Source organism: Streptomyces sp. NBC_00075 (genome assembly GCF_045041225.1).
Classification (GTDB): Bacteria; Actinomycetota; Actinomycetes; order Streptomycetales; family Streptomycetaceae; genus Streptomyces; species Streptomyces adonidis.
The window spans coordinates 10875418-10899466 of sequence record NZ_CP108243.1 but is presented as its reverse complement, the minus strand read 5'-3'; the positions used below and the strand labels follow the sequence as shown (position 1 = coordinate 10899466).

The 24049-nt window shown below is 73.4% G+C and carries 21 protein-coding genes; 17 read left to right on the top strand and 4 right to left on the bottom strand.

Annotated elements, in window-relative coordinates; all coding sequences use genetic code 11:
* Positions 1-258 precede the first annotated feature (258 nt).
* From OG787_RS47830 to hypE, 11 genes are all read left to right on the top strand, one after another.
* Positions 259-744: a hydrogenase maturation protease gene (locus tag OG787_RS47830; protein WP_369029725.1), complete on the top strand. Its 486-nt coding sequence runs from the start codon at positions 259-261 to the stop codon at positions 742-744.
* The gene (gene hypF / locus OG787_RS47825; protein WP_405539770.1) at positions 741-3032 is read left to right on the top strand and encodes a carbamoyltransferase HypF; all 2292 of its coding nucleotides are present in this window, start codon (positions 741-743) and stop codon (positions 3030-3032) included. Before OG787_RS47830 ends, hypF begins: the two co-directional genes overlap by 4 nt.
* Before the next feature lie 6 nt (positions 3033-3038).
* The gene (locus OG787_RS47820; RefSeq protein WP_369029727.1) at positions 3039-3296 is read left to right on the top strand and encodes a HypC/HybG/HupF family hydrogenase formation chaperone; all 258 of its coding nucleotides are present in this window, start codon (positions 3039-3041) and stop codon (positions 3294-3296) included.
* Positions 3297-3921: 625 nt separating this feature from the next.
* Complete coding sequence (locus OG787_RS47815) at positions 3922-5058, top strand: 4Fe-4S dicluster domain-containing protein (RefSeq protein WP_405539769.1); 1137 nt, start codon at positions 3922-3924, stop codon at positions 5056-5058.
* Positions 5055-5519, top strand: a complete 465-nt coding sequence (locus OG787_RS47810) for a Crp/Fnr family transcriptional regulator (RefSeq protein WP_369029729.1) — start codon at positions 5055-5057, stop codon at positions 5517-5519. Before OG787_RS47815 ends, OG787_RS47810 begins: the two co-directional genes overlap by 4 nt.
* Positions 5516-6322 (top strand): FAD/NAD(P)-binding protein, encoded by an 807-nt coding sequence (locus OG787_RS47805; protein ID WP_405539768.1) that lies wholly within the window; start codon positions 5516-5518, stop codon positions 6320-6322. Before OG787_RS47810 ends, OG787_RS47805 begins: the two co-directional genes overlap by 4 nt.
* Positions 6322-7074 carry an oxidoreductase gene (locus OG787_RS47800; protein ID WP_405539767.1) on the top strand — a complete coding sequence of 251 codons (753 nt, stop codon included), beginning with the start codon at positions 6322-6324 and terminating at the stop codon, positions 7072-7074. The genes OG787_RS47805 and OG787_RS47800 overlap by 1 nt, the downstream gene beginning before the upstream one ends.
* The gene (locus OG787_RS47795) at positions 7071-8420 is read left to right on the top strand and encodes a Ni/Fe hydrogenase subunit alpha (protein WP_369029732.1); all 1350 of its coding nucleotides are present in this window, start codon (positions 7071-7073) and stop codon (positions 8418-8420) included. The genes OG787_RS47800 and OG787_RS47795 overlap by 4 nt, the downstream gene beginning before the upstream one ends.
* Positions 8413-9033 (top strand): CBS domain-containing protein, encoded by a 621-nt coding sequence (locus OG787_RS47790; protein ID WP_405539766.1) that lies wholly within the window; start codon positions 8413-8415, stop codon positions 9031-9033. The genes OG787_RS47795 and OG787_RS47790 overlap by 8 nt, the downstream gene beginning before the upstream one ends.
* Positions 9030-10133, top strand: coding sequence for a hydrogenase formation protein HypD (hypD, locus tag OG787_RS47785; protein ID WP_405539765.1), 1104 nt, complete (start codon positions 9030-9032; stop codon positions 10131-10133). Before OG787_RS47790 ends, hypD begins: the two co-directional genes overlap by 4 nt.
* Positions 10130-11164 (top strand): hydrogenase expression/formation protein HypE, encoded by a 1035-nt coding sequence (gene hypE, locus OG787_RS47780; protein WP_405539764.1) that lies wholly within the window; start codon positions 10130-10132, stop codon positions 11162-11164. Before hypD ends, hypE begins: the two co-directional genes overlap by 4 nt.
* Before the next feature lie 57 nt (positions 11165-11221).
* Here hypE and OG787_RS47775 read toward each other — a convergent pair whose 3' ends face one another.
* Positions 11222-12211 carry an Acg family FMN-binding oxidoreductase gene (locus OG787_RS47775; RefSeq protein ID WP_369029736.1) on the bottom strand — a complete coding sequence of 330 codons (990 nt, stop codon included), beginning with the start codon at positions 12209-12211 and terminating at the stop codon, positions 11222-11224.
* Between the two features lie 428 nt (positions 12212-12639).
* On the opposite strand from OG787_RS47775, the gene OG787_RS47770 reads away from it, so the two are divergent.
* The 6 genes from OG787_RS47770 (at position 12640) to OG787_RS47745 (ending at position 19765) form a co-directional block, all read left to right on the top strand.
* Positions 12640-14961: a heavy metal translocating P-type ATPase gene (locus tag OG787_RS47770; protein WP_369029737.1), complete on the top strand. Its 2322-nt coding sequence runs from the start codon at positions 12640-12642 to the stop codon at positions 14959-14961.
* Positions 14958-15926 (top strand): ABC transporter ATP-binding protein, encoded by a 969-nt coding sequence (locus OG787_RS47765; protein ID WP_405539762.1) that lies wholly within the window; start codon positions 14958-14960, stop codon positions 15924-15926. The genes OG787_RS47770 and OG787_RS47765 overlap by 4 nt, the downstream gene beginning before the upstream one ends.
* Positions 15927-15932: 6 nt before the next feature.
* Complete coding sequence (locus OG787_RS47760) at positions 15933-17102, top strand: ABC transporter permease (RefSeq protein ID WP_405539761.1); 1170 nt, start codon at positions 15933-15935, stop codon at positions 17100-17102.
* The gene (locus OG787_RS47755) at positions 17099-18274 is read left to right on the top strand and encodes an ABC transporter permease (RefSeq protein WP_405539760.1); all 1176 of its coding nucleotides are present in this window, start codon (positions 17099-17101) and stop codon (positions 18272-18274) included. Before OG787_RS47760 ends, OG787_RS47755 begins: the two co-directional genes overlap by 4 nt.
* 125 nt (positions 18275-18399) lie before the next feature.
* Positions 18400-18903, top strand: a complete 504-nt coding sequence (locus OG787_RS47750; protein ID WP_405539759.1) for a hypothetical protein — start codon at positions 18400-18402, stop codon at positions 18901-18903.
* Positions 18904-18934: 31 nt separating this feature from the next.
* A complete protein-coding gene (locus OG787_RS47745) occupies positions 18935-19765 on the top strand; it encodes a universal stress protein (RefSeq protein ID WP_369029742.1) in 831 nt (276 codons plus the stop codon).
* Between the two features lie 3 nt (positions 19766-19768).
* Here the strand turns inward: OG787_RS47745 and OG787_RS47740 are convergent, their stop codons facing one another.
* From OG787_RS47740 to OG787_RS47730, 3 genes are read right to left on the bottom strand one after another with little or no spacing between them, the layout of a single operon-like run.
* Positions 19769-22138: a glycoside hydrolase family 65 protein gene (locus OG787_RS47740; RefSeq protein ID WP_405539758.1), complete on the bottom strand. Its 2370-nt coding sequence runs from the start codon at positions 22136-22138 to the stop codon at positions 19769-19771.
* Positions 22135-22914, bottom strand: coding sequence for an HAD family hydrolase (locus OG787_RS47735; RefSeq protein ID WP_405539757.1), 780 nt, complete (start codon positions 22912-22914; stop codon positions 22135-22137). The genes OG787_RS47740 and OG787_RS47735 overlap by 4 nt, the downstream gene beginning before the upstream one ends.
* The gene (locus OG787_RS47730) at positions 22911-23786 is read right to left on the bottom strand and encodes a universal stress protein (protein ID WP_405539755.1); all 876 of its coding nucleotides are present in this window, start codon (positions 23784-23786) and stop codon (positions 22911-22913) included. The genes OG787_RS47735 and OG787_RS47730 overlap by 4 nt, the downstream gene beginning before the upstream one ends.
* Between the last annotated feature and the right edge of the window lie 263 nt (positions 23787-24049).

The window sequence follows — 24049 nt, the reverse complement described above, 5'->3', positions numbered from 1 at the left end:
GCCATGGCAACGGCGGTCACGCCGGGGAAGCCGGCGTCGCGGAGGACGTGCCGCCACTCTCCCCCGCCCCGGCATGCGCCACGTTCCCCGACCCCGGACCGGTCGCGGTCGCGCACCGCTCGACCGCCGTCGTCGTCCTCACGCCGCAGCACGAAGCCGCGTCCCGGTCGCCGTCGTACCTTCGTGACCCCGGTCGGCCCTGGGAACGGGGTCGTTCGGCCCATGTGGGGCGCGGGGGCCCGGCCCACTGTAGGAGTCATGAGCGGGCATGGCCGGACCGTGGTCATCGGCGTCGGGAACGCGTTCCGGCGCGACGACGGCGTGGGCTGGGCCGTCCTCGCACGGCTGCGCGAGCGGGCCGAACAACGGCCGCTGCCGCCGGACACCGTCCTGGCCACGTGCGACGGCGACCCCGCACGACTCATCGGGCTGTGGGAGAGCGCCGGCCTGGCCGTTGTCGTGGACGCGGCCCACGCCCACCCGGGCACCCCCGGCCGAGTGCACCGCCTCGAACTCGACGACGGGCTCCTCCCGCAGCCCTCGACCACCAGCTCGCACGGGCTGGGTCTCGGTGAGGCCGTCGAACTCGCACGGGTGCTGGGACTCATGCCCGGGCGTCTGGTGGTGTACGCGGTGGAGGGCGCCGACGGCACATTCGGCACCGGTCTCTCCCCCGCCGTGGCGGCCACCGTGGAACCCCTGGTGACGGCCGTCGAGGGCGAGATGGCGGGGAAGTCGTCATGACCGTACGTCACTTCCGTGTGGAGGGCATCGTCCAGGGCGTCGGCTTCCGGCCGTTCGTGTACCGGACCGCGGCCGAACTCGGCCTCGACGGCTGGGTGGCCAACGTCAACGGCCATGTGGAGGGCGAGGTCGCGGGGCCTTCCCGCGAGATCGGGGAGTTCGCCGTCCGCCTGCGCTCGGACGCGCCGGCCCTCGCCCGGGTGCGCCGTGTGCAACTGACCGGTGGTGCACGGCAGTCGTCGTACGCGCCCGGCTTCCAGGTCCGCCACAGTCCCCCGGGACTCTCCGGCACGGCACCACGCGAGATCCCGCCCGACTCGGCGATCTGCGCCGCCTGCCTGGCCGAACTGCGGGACCCGCGCGACCGCCGCCACCGCTACCCGTTCGTCAACTGCACGGACTGCGGCCCCCGCGCCACGATCATCGAGGACCTGCCCTACGACCGGATCCGCACCACCATGCGCCGCTTCCCGCTGTGTCAGGAGTGCGCGGCGGAGTACGCGGATCCCGGCGACCGGCGCTTCCACGCCGAACCCGTCGCCTGCCCCGCCTGCGGTCCCCGGCTCGCGTGGGGCGAGCTGCGCGGTGAGGAAGCGCTGCGGGCGGCCGTCAAGACCGTCGACGAGGGCGGGATCGTCGCGCTGAAGGGGATGGGCGGGTACCAGTTGCTGTGCGACGCGGGCGATCCGGCCGCCGTGGCGGAGCTGCGGCGCCGCAAGCGCCGTCCGTCGAAACCGTTCGCCGTGATGGTCGGCGACCTGGATGCGGCGGCCCGGCTCGCACGGATCAGCGCCACCGAGAGCAGGGCGCTGACGTCCGCGGAACGGCCCGTGGTGCTGCTGTCCCGGCGCCGGTGGCGCTCGGCCGTGGCCCCGCTCACGGACCAGGTGCATCCCGGGCTGACCCGTGTGGGGCTGTTCCTGCCCACCACCGGCCTGCACCACCTGCTGCTCGACGAACTGGCCCGTCCGCTCGTGGTCACCAGCGGCAATCTCAGCGACGAGCCGATCACCGTCGACGACACCGAGGCCGCCCGTACCCTGGCCTCCGTCGCGGACGGCTTCCTCACCCACGACCGGCCGATCCGGTCACGGTACGACGATTCGGTGGTGCAGTTCGCCGGACGCACCCGGATCACGGTCCGCCGGGCCCGCGGACTGGCTCCCGCCCCGGTGCCGCTCGCCGTACGGGAGCCGGTCGCCGGGGTCGGCGCCCAGCTGAAGCACACGTTCACCCTCGCCTCGGACGGCCTGGCCCACATCGGGCCGCACACCGGGGACCTGGCCGACCTGCCGACGTACGACGCGTTCGTGACCTCGTACGGACACCTCAAGCGGCTCACCGGCATCGAACCGGTGGCCCTCGCCCACGATCTGCACCCCGGATATCCGTCCACGCGGTGGGCCGAGGCACAGCCGCTGCGGCGGATCCCGGTGCAGCACCACCACGCGCACGTGGCCGCCTGCGCGGCCGAGCACGGGGTGCGGGGCCCGTTCCTCGGCGTCGCCTACGACGGGCTGGGTCTGGGCGACGACGGCACGCTGTGGGGCGGCGAGATCCTCGTCGCCGATCTGACCGGCTACCGCCGTGCGGGCAGGTTCGCGACCGCTCCGCTTCCCGGCGGCGACAGTGCGGTACGCCATCCGTCCCGCACCGCCCTCGGCCACCTGCTGGGCGGCGAGACGCTGGGCTCACCGCGCCCGTACCCCTGGCTCACCCGGCCCTTCACGGACCGACTCGACCCGGCCGAGGCCGTCGCGGTGCGCGCCATGATCGCGCGGGACGTCAACTGCCCCCGCGCGTCGAGCGCCGGGCGGCTCTTCGACACGGTCGCCGCACTGCTCGGCCTGTGCGACCGGGTGAGTTACGAGGGCGAGGCCGCGGTGCTCCTCGAAGCCGCGGCGGGCGACGAGCACGCCGTACCACTCGCCCAGCGCGTCGTGCGGGTGCAGGGCCTGTGGGTGTACGACCCCGCGCCGACCCTGGCCGATCTGCTGGAGCGGCAGCTGAGCGGGGAGCCGGTGCCCCGGCTGGCCGCGGCCTTCCATCTGACGCTCGCGGTCGTCACCGCGGATCTCGTCGCACGGGCCGTGGCCGAGGGCGCGCCGCGCACCGTGTGCCTGGGCGGGGGCTGCTTCGCCAACCGGCGGCTGCTCACCGAGGTGAAGCGCAGGCTGCGCGCCCAGGGGCTGCGGGTGCTGGTCGGCGGTCAGGTCCCGGTCGGGGACGGCGGCATCAGTTACGGCCAGGCGGCGGTGGCCGCCGCACGGCTGGCCGGAGAGGGGTGAACGCACATGTGCCTGGGCATCCCGGGCCGGGTCGTCGAGATCCACGACGACGCCGGACTGCGCATGGCGACCGTCGACTTCGGCGGCATCCGGCGCGAGGTCTGCCTCAGCTGCACGCCCGGAGCGGACGTCGGGTCGTACGTCATCGTGCACGTCGGCTTCGCGATCACCCAGGTCGACGAGGCGGAGGCACGCCGCACGCTCGACGTGCTGCGGGCGATGGCCGACGCGGTCGAGGGCGAACTCGGCGAGCCGCTTCCCTGAGGGGACCCGCCGAAGGCCGGTCGCCGTCGGCGCGTCTGCGCGCCAGGTCCCGGGAGTGCTCGACCGCCCGGTGCACTCGGCTCGGGCGATGGCGTGGCCCGGCACGGTGCCAAGTCGCTCCGTCTGCCCGGCCCAGGGCCGGGTGCCGACGGCGGACTTGCTCGCGGCAGGCCGGGCAGGTGGCGTTCCCGTGCCGCGGAGGGGCCAGCGCGTACGCCCCGTCTGCGGATCGGCCGCCGGGTGGGCGGTTGTGGTGATCAGCTCGCGGGCGGTGGCCGGATCGGCACCCCGGGGCGACACGGCACCCGCAGCCCCGGCCGGTCGCGACCGGCCCCGGAAGATCACCGGCCGGCCGACCGTGGTGGCCGACAGGTCACGTGCACGGGCGTCGCAGCGGGTTCGCGTCCCTGTCGACGTGGACGTGGGGCTCGGCAGCGTCCATGGACCCACCCCCGCCAGACGTTCACCCGTTCGATTTCGGACCGTCGCGGAGCATTCCGAGCCCCCGCCCCGGGGCCCGGTCGGCCCGTCAGGAGGGCCGGTCAGCCCCTGCCGCACACGTCGTCCCGCACCGGAGACTGGGGGGTGGAGGACTACGGAGCCGCCTTGGAGAAGGAGCGCCGCCATGACCGCCGGCCCAGCCCCTGCCGTACTCGACCGGAACGGACTGAACGCGCTGGTCGCCGCGCTGGTGGCACGCGGACGGACTGTGATCGGACCGACCGTCGCGGACGGCGCGATCGTGCTGGCCGAACTGACCTCGGCCGACGCCCTCCCCTACGGCTGGGGCGTCGAGCTGGACGCCGGGCGCTATCGACTGGTCCGCCGTGCGGACGGGGCCGCCTTCGCGCACAGCGCGGGCCCGCAGTCCTGGAAGAACTTCCTGCACCCGGCACGAGAGCGGTTGTGGAGCGCCGACCGGACACCGGAGGGCGCTCTCTCCTACACGTCCGAAGAGCCGCAGGCCCCGTCGTACGCCTTCCTCGGCGTCCGCCCCTGCGACCTGCGGGCCATCGCGATCCAGGACCGGGTGCTGACCGGCGGACGGTACGAGGACACCGGCTACGGGAAGCGCCGGAGCAAGGTGTTCCTGATCGCCGCCGAGTGCACCGAACCGGGCGCGACCTGCTTCTGTGTCTCCGCAGGCGGCGGCCCCGCGGCCGACCCCGGCTACGACCTGGCCCTCACCGAGGTGGACGGCCGCTTCCTCGTGCGCGTCGGCAGCGAGGAGGGCGCCGAGCTGCTGGACGAGGTCCCCCACAGCGCCGCCGACGCGGCCACCCAGGACACCGCACGCGCCGCCGTGGACGCGGCGCGCGACCGCATGGGCCGTGCGCTGCCGCCGGTGGACCTGCGGACCCTCCTGGGCGCGAGCGCGAGCGCCGACCGCTGGAACGACGTCGCCGACCGCTGCCTGACCTGCGGCAACTGCACGATGGTCTGTCCGACCTGCTTCTGCACGACCACGGAGGAGGTCACGGACCTCACCGGCGACCACGCCGAGCGGTGGCAGCGCTGGGACTCCTGCTTCGACCTGGACTTCTCGTACCTGCACGGCGGCCCGGTCCGCTCCTCCGCCCGCAGCCGCTACCGGCAGTGGCTCACCCACAAGCTCTCCACCTGGCACGACCAGTTCGGCACGTCCGGATGCGTGGGCTGCGGTCGCTGTATCGCCTGGTGCCCGGCCGGCATCGACATCACGGAGGAAGTCGCCGCGCTGAACACCGAACACACGGCACCCGGAACGGAGACGGCCCGATGACGCCCTCGATCACCCTGCGCATGAACCACGCGCTGCCCGCCGAGCACCGCGACCGGCTGCTGCGGGTCGGCCGCGAGACGGGCATCCCGCAGGGCAGCCGCCTGTTCGAGGAAGGCGGACGCGCCGACCGCTTCTGGATCATCCGGGAGGGCACGGCCGCGCTCGACATGCATGTGCCCGGCCACCGCCCGCCCGTCATCGAGACGCTCGGCGCCGGTGACCTGGTCGGATGGTCCTGGCTGTACGAACCGTACGTCTGGCAGCTGGGCGCCGAGACCGTGACCCCGGTGCGGGCCTACGAGTTCGACGCCGTCGCCGTCCGTCTGATGTGTCTCGACGACCCCGAGTTCGGGCGGGCCGTCGAGCACTGGGTCGGCCGCGTGCTGGCCCACCGGCTGAACGCGGCCCGTGCCCGGCTGGTCGACCTGTACGGGACCTACGAGACGAAGGAACCGCGATGACCGCCGTACCGGTCCCCCATCGTGTGGTGGCCCGCCTGCCGGAAACCTCGGACACGGTCACCCTGCGGCTGGAACCGGTCGGCGCGGCGCTGCCCGACTTCGCGCCGGGGCAGTTCGCGATGGTGCACTGCTTCGGCCGTGGCGAGATCCCCGTCTCGGTCAGTTCCGTGCAGGCCATGGGCGGCCTCGCACACACGATCCGTGCGGTGGGCGCGGTGTCCGACGGGCTGTGCGCGGCCGGGGTCGGCGCCGTCGTCGGCATCCGTGGGCCCTACGGCACGGGCTGGGAGCTGGAGCGGGCACACGGGCGGGACGTACTGATCGTGGCCGGCGGCATCGGGCTCGCCCCGCTGCGGCCGCTCATCCTGGACGCGCTGGCCGACCCGGATGCCTACCGACGCGTCAACGTCCTGATCGGGGCGCGCACCCCGGGCGACCTGATCTCCCGGGACGAGATGGCGGGCTGGGCCACGGCGTGCACCGCGGTCACGGTCGACCAGCCCGACAGGGACTGGCGCGGGGACGTCGGCGTGGTCACCCAGCTGCTGGGGCGGGCGCACTTCGATCCGGACGGCGCCTGGGCGTTCGTCTGCGGGCCCGAGCCGATGATCCGGGCCACCGCCCGTGAACTCGCCCACCGCGGTCTGCCCCGCGACCGCATACGGGTCTCCCTGGAGCGCAACATGCGCTGCGCGACCGGGCACTGCGGGCACTGCCAGCTCGGTCCGCTGCTGCTGTGCCGGGCCGGTCCGGTCGTGGACTGGGCGGAAGCCGAACCCCTGCTGTCGGTGAGGGAGTTGTGATGGCACCCAAACTCGCCGTGTTCAAGCTGGCCTCCTGCGACGGCTGTCAGCTCACACTGCTGGACTGTGAGGACGAACTCCTGGCGCTGGCCGGCGAGGTGGAGATCGCGCACTTCCTGGAGGCGTCCAGTGCGGTCGCACCCGGACCCTACGACCTGTCCCTGGTCGAGGGCTCGGTCACCACGGCGAAGGACGCCGAGCGGATCCGCGCGATCCGCGCCGCCTCACGCAGGTTGGTGACCATCGGAGCGTGTGCGACCGCCGGGGGCATCCAGGCCCTGAGGAACTTCGCCGACGTCGACGAGTACCGGAGCGTGGTGTACGCGCACCCCGAGTACATCGACACGCTGGCCACCTCGACACCCGTGTCGGCCCACGTGGACGTCGACTTCGAGCTGCGTGGCTGCCCGGTCGACCGACGGCAGCTCCTCGAAGTGATCACCGCCTTCCTCGCCGGCCGCAAACCGGACGTCCCGAACCACAGTGTGTGCTTCGAGTGCAAGCGACGCGGCACGGTCTGTGTCACCGTCGCCCACGGCACTCCGTGTCTCGGCCCGGTCACGCACGCCGGATGCGGGGCCCTGTGCCCGGCGTACCACCGCGGCTGCTTCGGCTGCTTCGGCCCGTCCAGGTCGGTGAACCTCCCCGCGCTGATCCCGCTGCTGCGCCGCGACGGCCTCGACGAGGACGCCGTCGAACGCTTCCTGCACACCTTCAACGCCCCTGCTTTCGAGAAGGAGTTGCCCAAGTGACGCACCGCGGATCCCGTGTGCTGCACGTCGGCTCGCTGTCCCGGGTCGAGGGCGAGGGCGCGCTGCGCCTGCGTGTGCACGACGGCACGGTCACCGAGGCCCGGCTGGAGATCTACGAACCGCCTCGCTTCTTCGAGGCGTTCCTGCGCGGACGTTCCCACACCGAACCGCCGGACATCACGGCGCGGGTGTGCGGGATCTGCCCGGTGGCGTACCAGATGAGCGCCTGCGCGGCGATCGAGGACGCGTGCGGGGTGAGCGTCGATCCGGTGATCCGTGATCTGCGCCGGCTGCTGTACTGCGGCGAGTGGATCGAGAGCCAGGCCCTGCACATCTACCTGCTGCACGCCCCCGACTTCCTCGGCCGCGCGAGCGCGATCGACCTGGCCCGCACGCACCGGGCCGAGGTGGAGCGGGGGCTCAGGCTCAAGAAGGCGGGCAACTCGCTGATGGAACTGCTCGGTGGACGGGCCGTACATCCCGTGAACGTCCGCCTCGGCGGCTTCCACCGGGTGCCGACACGCGCGGAACTCCGGCCGCTGAAGGAGGAGTTGAAGCAGGCCCTGGACGACGCGTGGGAGACCGTGCGCTGGGTCGCCGGCTTCGAGTTCCCGGACGCGAGCGTCGAGGCCGACCTGCTGGCGCTGGCGGAACCGGACACGTACGCCATCGAGAGCGGTACGCCCACCGTCCTGCGCGCCGACGGGACCACGTCCGTCTTCCCCGTACGGGACTTCACCGAGCACGTCGGAGAGACGCACGTCGCGCACTCCACCGCGCTGCACTCGCGGCTCGACGGACGGCTCCATCTCACCGGCTCCCTCGCTCGGTTCGCGATCAGCGGCGCGCGGCTGTCGCCGGTGGCGCGGCAGGCGGCCGTGGCGGCCGGGCTGGGCGATCCACTGGCGGGTGCCGTGTGCCGCAATCCGTTCCGGTCGATCCTGGTGCGGGCGGTGGAGACGCTGTACGCCGTCGACGAGGCCCTGCGGATCATCGAGGCGTACGAGCCGCCCGCGCACCCGTACACGGAGGTGCCGCCGGTCGCGGGCACCGGACACGGCGCGACCGAGGCACCGCGCGGGCTGCTGTACCACCGTTACGAACTCGACGCCGACGGCATCGTCACCAGCGCGCTGCTGGTGCCGCCCACCGCCCAGAACCAGGGCGCCATCGAGGACGACCTGCGGCGCCTGGCCCAGCGGGCCATCGCCGAACACGACCCGGACGACGACGAGTTGACCGCCCTGTGCGAGCGGGCGATCCGCAACCACGACCCGTGCATCTCGTGCTCCACCCACTTCCTCGACCTGACGGTCGTTCGCACCCGAGGAGGCAGCGATGCCTGATTCCCCGTACACCGTGAGCGATGTGATGACGCACACCGCCGTCGCCGTCGGCAGTGAGGCCTCCTTCAAGGAGATCGTCGAGCTGCTCGACCAGTGGAAGGTCAGCGCCCTGCCGGTGCTGGCCGGGGAGGGCCGGGTCGTCGGAGTGGTCTCCGAAGCCGACCTGCTGCCCAAGGAGGAGTTCCGCGACACCGACGAGGGCGAACCGGCGGAGCGCACCAAGGCGGGTGCGGTGAGTGCGGGCGAACTGATGAGCACGCCGGCCGTGACCGTGCACGCGGACGCGACGATCGCCGAGGCCGCCCGCATCATGGCCCGTCGCCACGTCAAGCGGCTGCCCGTCGTGGACGGGGTCGGCGTCCTCCAGGGCGTGGTCAGCCGCGGCGACCTGCTGAAGGTGTTCCTCCGCTCCGACGAGGAGATCGCAGACGAGATCCGGCACACCATCCTGGGCCGTCTCCCGGTCACCACCGCCCTGACGGTCGGCGTGGCCGAGGGCGTGGTCACTCTGGGCGGCCCCCTGCCCGACCGCACGCTCGTCCCCGTCGTGGCCCGGGCGGTACGGGCGGTGGAGGGGGTCGTCGACATCCGGATCGAACTCACACACCGATGAAGTACCTGGACGAGTACCGCGATCCCGCGCTGGCCCGGCGGCTGCTGGGCGAGCTGCGGCGGACCGCCACGCGCCCCTGGCGGATCATGGAGGTGTGCGGCGGTCAGACCCACACCCTGGTCCGCCAGGGCATCGACGAACTGCTGCCCGCCGGGATGCGGATGATCCACGGGCCCGGCTGCCCGGTCTGCGTGACTCCGCTGGAGACCCTGGACCGGGCCATGGCCGTGGCCGCCCGGCCCGGCGTGATCCTCACCAGCTTCGGTGACATGCTGCGGGTGCCCGGCACGGACACCGACCTGCTGTCCCTGCGGGCGCGGGGCGCGGACGTCCGCGTCGTGTACGCCCCGATGGACGCCGTACGCCTGGCCGCCGAGTGCCCGGAGCGCGAAGTGGTGTTCCTGGCCGTGGGCTTCGAGACGACGGCGCCGGCCAACGCCACGGCCGTGCTGCACGCGGCCCGCCTGGGACTGACGAACTTCTCGATGCTGGTCAGCCACGTCCTCGTGCCCCCGGCGATGACCGCACTGCTCGACGACCCCGACTGCGAGGTGCAGGCCTTCCTCGCCGCCGGGCATGTGTGCGCGGTGATGGGCTGGCACGAGTACGAACCGATCGCCGCCCGCTACCGGGTGCCGATCGTGGTGACCGGGTTCGAGCCGCTGGACCTGCTGGAAGGCATCCTCATGGCCGTACAGCAACTGGAGGGCGGCCGGCACGAGGTGGAGAACCAGTACGTGCGGGCCGTGCGCCGGGCCGGGAACACCGACGCCCAGGACGCTGTCCGCACGGTCTTCCGGGTCGCCGACCGGGCCTGGCGCGGCATCGGCACGCTGCCCGGGAGCGGCCTCGAACTCGCCGAGGAGTACGCGCGGTTCGACGCGGCCCGCCGCTTCGACGTGGGCGGCCTGAGCCCGGTCGAGGACACCGAGTGCATCGCCGGCGCGATCCTCACCGGGGCGAAACTGCCCACGGACTGCGCGGCGTACGGCACCCGTTGCACACCCCGTCATCCCCTCGGCGCACCGATGGTGTCGTCCGAGGGCACCTGCGCCGCCTTCCACGCCGCCGGACGCACACCTGCGAGGAGCACGCCATGACCGTCCGATGCCCGGTTCCCCGCTCCGAGGACGAGGTCGTGCTGCTCGGCCACGGTGCCGGCGGCAGTCTCACCGCCGAGTTGCTCGGACAGCTGATCCTGCCCGCCGTGGGCGGCGGCCGGGGGCCCCTGGAGGATGCGGCGCTGCTGCCCGGTCACCGGGAGCTGGTGATCAGCACCGACAGTTTCGTGGTGAGCCCCCTGTTCTTCCCGGGCGGGGACATCGGTTCCCTGGCCGTCCACGGCACGGTCAACGACCTCGCCATGCGGGGTGCGCGGCCGCTCGCGCTGGCCGTCTCCCTCATCATCGAGGAGGGACTCGCGCTGGCCGAACTCCGGGCCGTCATGACCTCGTTGGGGAAGGCCGCCCAGGACGCCGGGGTGCCCGTGGTCACCGGGGACACCAAGGTCGTGGGACGCGGCGCCGCCGACAGACTGTTCGTCAACACCACCGGTGTCGGCGAGCGGCACGGCTCGCTGCACCCGTCCGCGGCACTGGCCCGGCCAGGAGACGCGGTACTGCTCTCCGGTCCGATCGGGCTGCACGGCACGACCGTGCTCAGCACCCGGGAGGGACTCGGCTTCGAGAGCGACATCGCGTCCGACACCCGCCCGTTGCACCGGCTGGTCGCCGCCCTGACGCCGCTGGGCTCCGGCATCCACGTCCTGCGGGACCCGACCCGGGGCGGACTGGCCGCCGCCCTCAACGAGATCGCCCGCGACTCGTCCGTCGCCGTCGAGATCCGCGAGGGCGACGTGCCCGTCCCGCAGGCGGTCGCCTCCGCCTGTGACCTGCTGGGGCTGGATCCGCTGGTCGTCGCCAACGAGGGCTGCCTGGTCGCCTTCGTCGCGGCGGACGCGGCGGAGGCGGCCCTCGCGGCCCTGCGCTCCCTGCCGGAGGGCGCGCAGGCCGTGCGCATCGGCGAGGTCCTGCGGGAGGGGCCCGGCGGACGGGTGACGATGCGCACCCTGGTGGGTGCCCGGCGCATCGTGGACATGCCCCTCGGGGAGCAGTTGCCCCGCATCTGCTGATCCCGTTCCGCTTTCCGGCGGACGGAACGGTGAACGGGCCCTTGGCTCCGGCCGTCGTCACCGTCCGGGCCGCGGACCGCCGCGCCCGAGGAGGTCGGCGAGCGGACGCCGCGGCATGTGCGGAGCCGGTTCCGCACGGCCGATCCTCAGCACCATCTGCGGGAAGCGGCCCGGGGTGAGCCGGGTCCGCAGCTCGGCACGCAGCGCGGGCAGTTCGAGCGGCTGTGTGTGGAAGGCCGCCATCACGTCGTGGGCCGCGGCGTGCAGCAGGACACGCTGGAGTGCCTGCCCGGCCCGCAGCCAGTCCACGCGGCCGTCGCCGACCGTGGACAGCACGAGGACGACCCCCGTCCCCGTCCGGGGGACGCGGGCCGGGACGGTGTACCGGCCGGCCAGTCCCAGGTAGTCGCGCCCGGCCAGGAGTGTCAGGTCGGGGTGCGTCCGGCACGCCTGGGCGGGAAGCTGACGGGGGCTGATGCACCGGGCCAGTTCGGCGGCGTGTGCGGGATCCGCGCGGTGCTGCTCCTCGGCGGTGCGCACCAGGCCCGCCAGCACCTCCAACCGGTCGGAGGTGTCGACGAGGTCCAGCTCGGCGCCCTCGGCCCGTGCGTGTGCGCGCAGCTCGTCGAGGAGGTTCTCCGGCAGCCGCCCGGGCAGGAAACACCCGCGGACCGTACGACGGTGACCCACCGCCCACGCCGTCCTCGCCTCGGTACCGGTCACGGGAGCATGTGCTCCGTAGCCCACCCGGGCCAGGAAACCCGGCCGGCCCAGCCGCGGCAGCACGTCCACGACGGGCCGGAATCCGATGTGCCGTACGGCGACCCTCACGTTGAACAGCGCGGCACCCCCGGCGATGGCGGCCTCCCGGCCCCCCGGGTCGGTCGACGTCAGCCGTCGGCCGGGGTGGATGTGCACCTCGAAGCCGTGGTCGTCGCCCTCCTCGACGAAGAACCAGGGCTGGCTGTTGTGCGGCGAAGGCGCCAAGGATGCCGCACGGGCCAGGTGCAGGGCCGCACGGCCCGGGTTCCGGTAGGCCATGTCCATGATCGGCTCCGTCCTTCGGTGACCCGTCCGCCTCCAGCGTCCACCACTCCGGTGCGCGGCCCCATGGGCCTTCCGGCCCCGGCCCGGCCCAGGTGTCCTCCTCACCCCCGGCCCGGGCCGCACCGCGCTGGGCCGTACGGGCCCCACAAGCGCACCGACCGGCCCTCGTCGGCCGGCTGTGCGGCAAGGAGACTGGTGCCGGAGAGGTGCTCGGCGCGGCTCACGCCCGGCCGTCGCGCCACCGGAGGTGTGTCATGACCGGTCCCGGCGTCGTGGGGCGCGACGGTCCCCCGGTGAGCAACGCGGCATCGACAAGGACCTCTCCCGCCTCTTCGGGACATCCCGGTCCCGTCGCACACCACCCAGCGGGTCCGGTCGCCGCCGCCCCACACGGCTGACAGCCTCCGGCCGCCCCCGCGAGGACCGCCATGAAACTCGTCGTGAAGAACAGGACCATCCGGCTCCCGGGGACCGAACCGGTCCTCCTGGCGGTCACTGCCGCCGCGCTGACAGCCGGGTCCGTCGCGTGGCTGCTCGGTGCCCGCGACCTCGCCGACCTCTGCTGGGCCCTCGGCACCGTCGCCGCCGTGGTCCCCTCGGTCGCCTGGGTGCTGGGCGCCCTGCGCCGGGGGCACGCGGGTGTGGACCTGATCGCGGTCGTGGCCCTCGGCGGCACCCTCGCCGTGGGCGAGTATCTGGCCGGGGCCCTGATCGCTTTGATGCTGGCCACCGGGCGCACCCTGGAATCAGCCGCCCAGCGGCGCGCCTCCCGCGATCTGCGGGCCCTGCTGGAACACGCGCCCCGTACCGCGCGGCGACGCACCGGCACCGAGGTGCGTACCGTGCCGGCCGCCGAGGTCGCGGCCGGCGATCTGCTCGTGGTCGGCCCGGGCGAGGTCGTTCCCGTCGACGGGCGCGTGACGGACACCACGGCCGTGCTGGACGAATCGGTGCTGACCGGGGAGCCCCTGACGGTGCGACGCCCGCCCGGCGAGGCGGTGCGCAGCGGTGTGGTCAACGCGGGCCACGCGTTCGAGATGCGCGCCACGGCGACCGAGCAGGACAGCACGTATGCCGGGATCGTACGACTCGCCCGCCTGGCCGGGGCCGAGTCCGCGCCCGTGGTGCGGCTGGCCGACCGGTACGCGGCCTGGTTCCTGCCGCTGGCCCTGGCGGCCGCCGGGCTCGCCTGGCTGGTCACCGGCTCCGCCGTGCGCGCGGTGGCGGTCCTGGTGGTCGCGACGCCGTGCCCACTGCTGCTGGCGGCGCCGGTGGCCGTCGTCTCCGGTCTGTCCCGGGCCTCACGGCTCGGTGTGGTGGTCAGGGACGGCGGGGCGCTGGAGAACCTCGGCCGGGCCCGCACCCTGCTGCTGGACAAGACGGGCACCCTGACCCGAGGCCGCCCCCAGGTCGTCGACGTGGTCGCCGAGCCCGGCCGGCACCCGTCGCAGATCCTGCGCCTGGCCGCCTCCCTCGACCAGTTCTCCCCGCACGTGCTGGCACAGGCGATCGTCGGCGCCGCCCGGGAACGGGGGCTGCGGCTGTCCGTACCGACGGACGTGTCCGAGGAACCCGGACAGGGTGCCATGGGCACGGTCGCGGGAAGCCGGATGGCGGTCGGCAGGCTCGACCCGGCCGCCGGGAAACCGGGGTGGGCCCGCGCGACGGACAACCGGGCCCTCCTCGACGGGGCGGCCGTCTCCTGGCTCACCGTCGACGGCCGTCCCGTCGGCGCCCTCCTGCTGCGTGATCCGCTGCGCCCCGACGCGCCCCGGACGCTGCGCAGGCTACGCGCGGCGGGCATCGAACGGCTGGTGATGCTCACCGGCGACCGGGCCGAACCCGCCCGCGAGGTCGGTGCCGTGCTCGGCCTCGACGACGTGCGGGCCGGTCTCTCCCCGGCGGACAAGGTCGCCGCGGTGCACGCGGAACGCGAACGCGCGGTCACCGTGATGGTCGGCGACGGCGTCAACGACGCGCCGGCTCTCGCCGCCGCCGACATCGGCGTGGCCATGGGCGCCCGTGGCTCCACCGCGTCCTCCGAGGCCGCCGACATCGTCCTGACCACCGACCGGGTGGACCGGTTGGCCGACGCGGTCCTCATCGCCGTACGGTCCCGGCGCATCGCCGTGCAGAGCGCGCTCGGCGGGATGGCCCTCTCGCTGGCCGCGATGGCCCTGGCCGCCTTCGGTCTGCTCGCGCCCGCCTTCGGTGCCCTGCTCCAGGAGGGCATCGACGTCGTGGTGATCCTCAACGCCCTGCGCGCACTGGGTGACGACAGGGCGGCGCGGCCGGTGCTGCAACCGGCCACGGAGGCACTCATCCACCGTTTCGCCGCCGAGCACGACGACCTCCAGGACGTACTGGAAGCCGTACGGTCCGCGGCCGACCGCCTCAGCGACAGCGCCGGACCGGAGTCGCTCACGGCGGTGGCCGAGGCCCATCGACTGCTCACCGAGCGGCTGTTGCCGCACGAGTACGCGGAGGAGCACCAGCTCTATCCCGCGCTCGCCCCCACGCTCGGCGGACCGGAGGCCACCGCCACCATGAGCCGCGCCCACGCCGAGATCGAACGGCTCGCCCGCCGCGTCTCCACCCATCTCGCGCTCGCCGGGCCCGACCGGTCCCTCGCCCCGGAGCAGCTCGACGACCTGCGGGCCTGTCTGTACGGGCTGCACACCGTGCTGCGCCTGCACTTCGCCCAAGAAGAAGAGAGCTACTTCTCACTCAGCCCCGAGGTGATGCCATGAACACCGCCGCGAACAGCCGTGCCGCCGTGCTCGCCTGCGAAGGTCTCGTCCGGCGGTTCGGCGAACGCACCGCCGTCGACGACGTGAGCCTGAACGTCGCGCCCGGTGAGACGTACGGGCTCCTCGGGCCGAACGGTGCCGGCAAGACCACCACGATCAGGATGGTGTGCGGACTGCTTCGCCCCGACGCGGGGACCGTCCACGTGGCGGGCCGGCGGGTGACCACGGCCGCGGGACAGGCCAAGCGGCTCATCGGCTTCGTCCCGCAGGACGTCGCCCTCTACCCGGACCTCACCGTCCGCGAGAACCTCCGGTTCTTCGGCCGCCTCTACCGGCTGCCGCGCCGCGAGCTGGAGCGCCGTGTCGACGAGGTCCTCGGTCTCGTCGAACTGGGCGACCGCGCCGGGGACCGCGTCGACTCGCTGTCCGGCGGCATGCGCAGGCGCCTCAACATCGGCGCGGGGCTGGTGCATTCACCGACACTGCTGGTGCTCGACGAACCGACGGTCGGTGTCGATCCACAGAGTCGGCACGCGATCCTGGAGAGCGTCACACGGTTCGGGCAGGAAGGCATGGCCGTCCTCTACACCACGCACTACATGGAGGAGGCCGAACGCCTCTGCGACCGCGTCGGCATCATCGACCGGGGCCGCCTCGTCGCAGAGGGCAGCCCGCGCGAGCTGGTGACCCTGGTGGCCGAGCGCGACCGGGTACGGCTGACAGCCGTCGGCGACCTGGCGGCGTACAGCGAGGCGTGCCGCGGGCTTGCCCGGGTGGAGGGCGCGGCGCGCACCGGTGAGCGGGGCGAGGTCGTGGAACTGGTCGTCAAGGACGCCCGCAGTCTGCTGCCGAACCTCATCGGCCTGGCCCACGACCACGGTGTCGACATCCGCAGCGTGGAGATCGACGAACCCGACCTGGAGGCGGTCTTCCTCCACCTGACCGGCACCGCGCTGAGGGAGTGAGCGACCGTGCGTGTGGTACTCGCCATCGCGGCCAAGGACCTGCGCCAGCGTCTGCGCGACCGGTCGGCCTGGGTGATCTTGTTCCTGGCACCGGTGCTCATCTCCGCCCTCATGGCCCTGGCCTTCAACAGCAACTCCGAGTTCCGCGCGGACATCGGCGTCGTGGACCTGGACCGCGGCCGGGCCGCCGCCGGCCTCACCCGGGTGCTGACCGACCCACAGCTGGCCGACACGGTCCATGTGCGTGCGTACGACGACGAGAGCGCCGCCCGGCGCGCGGTGGACGCGGGACGCGTGCACGCCGCGATCGTCGTGCCCGAGGGATTCACGTCGGCGCTGCGCGGCGGCGGCGCGCCGCCGGTCAAGGTGCTCGACAGCGTGGACTTCGGTCTCCAGGCGCAGCTCGTGCGGGCGGTCACGGAGTCCTATGTCGCCCAGGTCAACGCCGACCGGCTGTCCGTCGCGACCGCCGTGGCGGCGGGCGCTCCCGCGCGGGACACCGAGCGGCTGGCGGCCGAGGCCGCCCTGTTGCGGCTGCCGGAAGAAGTACGGACACAGGGCCTGACGGACGACCCGCTGAAGGTCATCAGCTACTTCGGCCCCAGCATGGGCATGTTCTTCGTGCTGTTCACCGTCGGTTTCGGAGCCCGTGGCTACTTCGTGGAGCAGCAGCAGGGCACCCTCGACCGGATCGCGGCGGCGCCCGTCGGGCGCGGTGCGCTGCTGCTCGGCAAGTCGCTGTCCGCCTTCGTGTACAGCCTGGCCGGGCTCGCCACCGTGACGGTCGTGTCCTGGCTCGCCTTCGGCGCCCGCTGGGCCGACCCGCTCGGTGTCGCGGCGCTCAGCGTGGCCATGGCGGTGACCGTGGTGTGTCTGACGGCGTTCGTCATCGCGCTCGCCCGGACCGAGCGGCAGGCCGAGGGGCTCGCGTCGGTCACGGTGTTCGCGCTGGCCCTGCTCGGCGGGAGCTTCGTCTTCGCCTCGGGCACCACGCCGACGATCCGCCGTCTCGCGCTGTTCACCCCCAACGGCTGGGCCCTGCGCGGGTTCACCGACCTGGGCACCGGCGTGCGCGGCTGGGCGGCGGTCGGGATGCCGCTGCTCGGCATCGCCGCCTTCTCGGCGGCCGTCGCTGTCGTGACGGCCGTGCTGCTGCGGTTGAGGAGGACCACATGACCGCCCTCGCCGTGACCTGGGCCACCCTGCTGCGCGCGCTGCGCGACCGCGGGGCCCTGTTCTTCATGGTGCTGCTCCCGGTGGCGATCATCGTCGTGCTGGGGGTCACGATCAGCGGGTTCGACGTGTTCCGGGTGGGCGTGGTCCCGGCGGCCCGACCGGGCCCCGTGGCCCAGGAGTTGACTGCGGACCTGCGGCAGGCGCCTGGTCTGCGCACGCACACCTACGAGAGCGCCGCGGACGCGCGCACCGCGCTGCGGCGTGCCGAACTGGACGCCGTGGTCGTGGTTCCCGCGGGTCTCGACGCGGATGTCCTGGACGGACGAACGGTCGCCGTCACCGTGCTCGTTGAGCCCTCCGGCAGCGCCGGGCACGCGGCGGTGTCGTCGGTGTCGGCCGTCGTCGCCGACCACGCGGCACGTCTCCAGGCAGCGCGTTTCGCCGCCGAACAGACCGGGGGCACTTTCGAGGGCGGTCTCTCGGCCGCCCGTGGCGCCGAACAGGCCGCCGCCCCCATCGCCGTCCGGACCGAGACCGTCAACGGCCAGAGCGACTACCTGCCGCTGGGCTACAGCTACAGCACGCCCACCATGCTGGTGCTGTTCGTGTTCATCAACGCCCTGGCGGGCGGCGCGACCATCGTCCAGACCCGCAGGACGGGCGTGTACGCCCGCGCCCTGGCGGCACCCGTCCCCGCCCGAGCCCTCGTGCTCGGTGAGACGGTCGCGTACCTGCTGCTGGCGCTGCTCCAGTCCGCACTGATCGTGGGGGTCGGTGCGGTCGCCTTCGACGTCGACTGGGGTGATCCGCTCGCCGCCGGGATCCTCGTCACGCTGTGGGCCCTCGTCGGTACGGGTGCGGGCGTCCTGGCCGGGGCGGTGTTCCGAACCCCTGAGCAGGTGCACGCGGTCGGCCCGACCGTCGGCATCACGCTCGGCATGCTCGGCGGCTGCATGTGGCCGCTGGCCCTCGTCCCCGACTGGCTGAGCACGGTCGGGCACGCGCTGCCGCATGCCTGGGCCGTCGACGCGTGGACGGCACTCCTCTCCCGGGACGGGGACCTGTCGGCGATCCTCACCGACCTGGCCGTCCTCGGGGCGTTCGCCGCGGCTCTCCTCGCCCTCGCCTCCCTGGCCCTGCGGCACCGGCTCAACGCCGCACCAGAGAGGTGACACGCGGCGTACGCATGCCGGTCGGCCCGTCGACTCGGGCCGACCGGCCCACTCCGGCGACAACCCGGGCGCGATCTACTGGAGTTGGGAAACGCATCCGCTCTCCGGATCGGAAGGGGAACACGATGAGGACGACCCCCGCACTTCACCGCGTCGCTCTGGCCGGCGCCGTACGGGCCCTGGCGGCGACACCGCACTCGGCTTCCTCCACCGTCACCCGGGTCGACGCCACGGACACCGCCGCCACGGTCGCTCCGGCCCGCGAGGGCAGTCCGCGCTCGGCCGTCGACCGGGTGGCCGACTTCTACGGCGCCTACATCGACGTCCTGTACGACTCCGGCCGCACCACGGTGGCCGACGCGCTGCGCGGCCACTACCTCACCGCCAGGCTGCGTACGGACCTGGCGCGCTGGGAGAAAGAGCACCGCACCGACGGCATGCTGCGCGCCGAGGGCGTGCCGGTGGCCTGGGAGGTCGGCTACAACGACAGCGGCATGGGGCACTGCTGGACCCGGGTCACCCTCACCTGGGAGGACCACGTGGGCCGTTCCCACCGTACGCACCTGATGGTCCAGTCCGATCTGGGCACGGGTCTCATCTCGGGCGTCCGGACGGACGGGCAGGCCTGAGCGTCCGTCCCCCGTCCGGGAGGCTCACGTCATGGAGCGAGTGATCGTCACCGGTGTCGACGGGTCGGCGCGCGGCCGTGCCGCCGCCGACTGGGCGGCGCGGGAAGCAGCGCTGCGCGGACTGCCGCTGCGCGTGATCCACGTGCCATCGGCAGCCGCGCCGCACGAACGGCACCGCCCGGAGTCGGCGGCGGACCGGTTCGCCGCCGAACTCGCCCGACGGCACCCGGGGCTGACGATCGATCACCTACCGGCGGCGGGCACCGTCGCTCAGTCACTCATGGCGTGGGGCACGGTCGCGGAGATGATCGTGCTCGGCCTGCGGGGCGAGGGCGGCCGGGCCGGGCTGTTCCCGGGGCCGACGGCCCGGGCCGTCGCCGGTGCCGCGTCCTGTCCGGTGGTGCTGGTGCCCAGTGACCTCGCCCGCGGCCGAACACCCCGCCGCCCGGACAAGGTGACGCTCGCCGTGGACGCCCGGGACCCGGCGGACGGTGCGCTCGGTTTCGCCTTCGACGAGGCCCGGCTCCGCGGCGCACGGCTGCACGCGCTGCATGCCGGGCCACCGCCGGTCGCGGCTAAGGGGCGCACGTCGTGTTCGCCGTCGGCACCGTTGTACGCGGCCCGGTCGGCCCGGGAGATGGAGATCCTGGCGGAGGTGCTGGACCCGTGGCGCGCGAAGTTCCCGCACGTGCGGGTCACGGAGGACGTGGTCCTCCGCGACCCGGCCAGGGCGTTGGTCCGCACCTCGGTCAGCTCCGTGCTGCTGGTGCTGGGACGGCGGACCGGCGCCCCGGGGCTCGGGGCGGTCGCCCTCGCGGTCGCCCGGCACACCGGGTGTCCGCTCGCCCTCGTCCCCGGCTGACGGTCATTCGGGGAGCACCAGCCTGCTCGTCTCTCCGGGCTGGAGGCTGACCGCTCGTCCCGGCAGCAGGACGTCGATCGGCTCCCCGTCGGACGGCGGCACGGTGATCTCCAGCTGCCTGCGTTCCAGCCTCAGCCGTACGCCCCAGTGGCCCTGGTAGCGGATGGCGAACCCGTACGACGACAGCTCCGGCAGCGGCACCGGGTCCAGACACAGCGCGCCGTGGCGGGTCTCCAGTCCGGTCAGTCCACGCTGGACGAGGTCGAGGGTGCCGGCCATGGCACCCAGGTGGATCCCCTCACCGGTGGTGCCGCCCTGCAGATCGGCGATGTCGCCGCGCAGGGCCTCCTGGCAGAAGGTCCAGGCTTCGGTGCGCCGAGCACGGGCCAGGACCCAGCCGTGGACCAGGCCGCTGAGCGTGGACCCGTGGCTGGTGCGGTCCAGGTAGTGGTCGACGGTGCGCCGCCAGATCTCCTCGTCGATCCGGTACCCCAACCGGCTGAAAAGGCCCTGTAGTTCGGACGGTGAGAAAAGGTATCCGAGCATCAGCACGTCGGCCTGCTTGGAAGCCCGGTAGCGGTTGACGGTGTCGCCCTCGGCCTCCAGGATCCGGTCCAGGCGACGGATGTCGTCGTACCTTTTCCGGTATGCCTCCCAGTCGAGCTCCGCGAGATCGCCGTATCCCTCGAACTGGCTGACGATTCCCTGGTGGAAGGGCACGTACAGGGTGCGGGAGACATCCTCCCACTGTTCGAGTTCGCCCCCGTCCAGGCCCGTGCGTTCCATCAGTTCTCGGCGGCGGGGCTCGGGCAGGGTGCGCAGCAGTTCCAGGGTGCGGGTGAGGACCCAGGCGGCGGTGACGTTGGTGTACGTGTTGTCGTCGAGCCCGGGTTCCGTCGCGCCGGGGTAGGCGTCGTGGTACTCGTCCGGCCCCATCACCCCTTTGATGCGATGCCGGCGCAGGTCCTCGTCCCAGGTGGCCGAGTCGGCCCAGAAGCGGGCGATCTGGAGCAGCATCTCGGCGCCCTCGGTGTCGCGGAACTCGGTGTCGCCGCTCGCCTCGCAGTACTGCCAGACGTTGTACGCGATGGCGGAGCCCACGTGGTGCTGGAGCCGGGAGTGGTCGGGCAGCCAGCGGCCCGAGCGCGGGTTGAGATGGAGCCGTTGGGTCTCCTCCCGGCCGTCGCTTCCGCTCTGCCACGGGTACAGCGCTCCGCGTCGGCCGATGGCACGCGCGGCGGAACAGGCTACTTCGAGGCGCCGGCGACGGTAGCGGAGCAGGGCGCGGGAGACCTCGGGGAAGTGCAGGTTCAGGTACGGCAGGACGAACAGCTCGTCCCAGAAGACATGGCCCCGGTAGGCCTCGCCGTGCAGTCCGCGGGCGGGGACACCGACGTCGAGGTCGGCGGTGTGCGGGGAGAGCGTCTGGAGCACGTGGAAGAGATGCAGCCGCAGGATGCGGCCCGCCTCTCCGGGGACGTCGATGTCGGCCCGGCGCCACAGCTGGTCCCACGCCGTCAGATGCGACTCCAACAGGTCGTCGAAGCCCGGGGCGCGGCCGACCCGGTCGACGGCCGCGTACAACGGGTCGCTGATCGCGGGGTCCCGCGAGGTGTGCAGGGCGACGGTCTTGTCGACGGTGACGGGCTCCCCGGGGCGCAGTTCCAGGCGGAGGCGCTGGACCACGCGTGGTTCCTCGTACCGGACGGTGGCCGGCGCCCCGGCCGTCAGCCGTGCGGCCATACCGATGCGGATGTCGGAGGTGCGGGTCCGGCAGCGCAGCCACACCGTGTCCGGTTCGGCGGTCCCGGTGTGCACGTGGGTGAGGTGACGGCCGTCCAGGTCGCGGTAGCGGGCGACGCCTGAGTTGGTGACCCCGCCGTCGAGGGCCGCCTCCACCTCCAGTTCCTCCGTCGTGCCCTCGGCCGTGAACTCGGTGCGCAGCGCGGCCAGATGGGGATCGCCCATGTGCACCAGCCGCAGCTGACGCACCGACAGCACCCGTCCCGCGCCGAGGTCGTAGCGCGTACGGCGCTCCAGCAGCGCCGACGGGAGGTGCAGGACGACACGGTGGGCGAGTACACCCGCCGTGTCCGGCGTGAGCCACGTCCGGCCGGGGAGCCTGAAACGCAGTGACAGCCAGTTGGGCAGGTTGACCATGTCCTCGTTCTCGACCTGGTGTCCCGCCACCTCGGAGGTCAGGCGGTTGTAGCAGCCCGCCGCGTACGTGCCCGGATAGTGCGCCCGGTCCGCCACGCACTCCGGCAGGGCGCCCCGGGTGGCGAAGTAGCCGTTGCCGAGCGTGCACAACGCCTCCCGCAGCCGCTCCTGGCCGGCGTCGTACCCCTCGTACTCCCACGTCCGGCCGGTCACCGCGGTGCCTCGCTGACGAGCAGCTCCGCCAGATCCCGTACGACGATGCCGGCGCCGTGGCGCAGGAGCCTCTCCCGGGTGCCCGGACCGGCGGTGCGGTCCACTCCGACGACGAGGGCGAATCCTCCGTCGCGGCCCGCCTCCACGCCGGCCAGCGCGTCCTCGACGACGGCGGAGCGGCCGGCCGGAACTCCGAGTCTGCCGACCGCCTCCAGGAAGAGGTCGGGCCGAGGCTTGCCCGCGAGCCCCAGCCGGGCCGCCTCGCCGCCGTCGACCAGTACGTCGAAGAGGTCCAGCACGCCCGCCCGGCCGAGCAGTTCGCCCGCGTGCCGCGAGGCCGAGGCCGCCGCACAGGGCACTCCCGCCTCGCGCAGGGCGCGTACCAGTCGTACGGTTCCCGGGAACGCGTCGACGCCGTGCTCGCGCAGACTCCGGGTGAACAGGCGTTCCTTCTCCGCCGCGACGGCCTGTACCGTCCCCGCCGATGTGTCCATGCCGCGCGAGGCGAGGAAGGCCGCGGCGCCGTCGAGGCGGGATCTGCCGTCCACGTACCGCAGGTAGTCGTCCTGCGGGTCGAACGGACGCCGCAGACCGGGGTCTTCGGGCGGATGCTCGTCCAGGTGGGTGTCGAAGGCCGTCTTCCACGCCGCGGCGTGCACCCGGGCCGAGTCGGTGATCACCCCGTCGGTGTCGAACACGACCGCCCGCACGTCCCGCAGTGCGGGCACGAGGACGTCATGGGACGGAGTCGTGCTCGCGGGGCGGCACACGGTCACACCCGCTGCGGGACGATCGCCACCGGACAGTCCGCGTGGTGGAGCAGCGTGTGCCCGACCCTGCCCAGCTGGAGTCCGAAGTGGCCGGTCCGGCGCCGGGCCCCGACGATCACGAGGTCCGCGGCGGCCGAGCGGCTCAGCAGCACCCTGCGGGCCGGTCCTTCCACGGTGCTGCGGCGCACCGGAACACCGGGGTGGTCGGCGACGGCGTCGTGCAACGCCGCGTCGAGCAGGGCGGACGCCCTCGCCTCGTGGTCGTGGGCCGGGTCGTCGGCGAGACCGGGATCGTCGGCGGTCTCATGGGCGGGGCAGCGCCAGGCGCGTACGACGTCCAGGGTGCAGCCGCGCGCTTCGGCCTCGCGGAAGGCGAACCGCACGGCCTCACCGGAGAGGGCGGGTTCGTCCACGCCGAGCAGGATCCGCTCGTGCGTGCCTTCCAGCCCGGCCTTGTCGCCCCGGACCACGATCACCGGGCAGTGGGCGCGGGCCGCCACTGCCAGGCTCACGGACCCCAGGAGCAGGCCCGTCAGCTCGCCTCGGCCCCGGGATCCCGTGACCAGGGCGGAGGCGTTGTGCCCCTCGCGCAGGAGGGCGTCGGCGGCCTCGGCGGGGACCACCGCCGTGGAGACCTTCACCTCGGGGTCGCGCCGGTGGACGCGTTCGGCAGCGGTGGCGACGATGTTCTGCGCCATCACCTCCTCCGAGGGGCGTTCGAGGCTGCCGGACTGCACGTCCCCTTCGTAGCGCTGCCAGAGGGAGGCGTACACGAGGCACAGCGGCACACCGAGCCGGGCAGCCTCGTCCGCGGCCCAGTCGACCGCCGTGAGGCTGGGATCCGATCCGTCGATGCCCACAACCAGGGGCAGCTCCATCTTTCCCACCGCCTGTCGTCGAGCCGCACGAGGGTGCGGCAAAGAGGTCTCAGCGTCAGCGTCCCACCGGGGACCGGGGTGCGGCAGGGGTGACTCGGCCCCCCGTCGGGGCCGTTCGGCCCATCGCCCCGGGCACTGCTGCGCTCGCCGGGCCCACGTCCGGTGCGTACCGCGGACGAGGGCCGGTCGGCCCGGTCACCTGCCCGTTCAGCCCCTGATCCGACCGGCCCGCGCAGACGATTCTGGAGGTGAGGCCCGGAGGT